The following is a 229-nucleotide window of genomic DNA, read 5'->3' as shown; positions in this document are numbered from 1 at the left end:
GAGCGCTGCCGGCGGCGGAGGCCGTTGAAGCAGCCCGCGTCGAGGACGATGTCGACGGGGGCTCCGATCCGGGCCGGGTCCAGTGCCGTCACGTCGCCGTCGAGGGCGTGGACGTCCACCCCGTGCTCCTGCGCCCGCTCGGTGGTGCGGCGCACGACGGACGGCACCGCGGCGACGGCGCTGACGTCCCAACCACGGCCGGCCAGTTGCACGGCGTGCGCGCCGGTGC

General features: G+C 76.9%; 1 protein-coding gene. It reads right to left on the bottom strand.

Annotated features, from left to right (window positions below; translation table 11 throughout):
* On the bottom strand, positions 1 to 229 hold a 229-nt coding region (locus AC0I8G_RS26370; protein WP_471732561.1), incomplete at both ends, for a class I SAM-dependent methyltransferase.

The organism is Kineococcus sp. AC630, assembly GCF_979255925.1.
The sequence above is the reverse complement of the archived record's forward strand: the minus strand, read 5'-3'. Positions and strand labels throughout refer to the sequence as shown.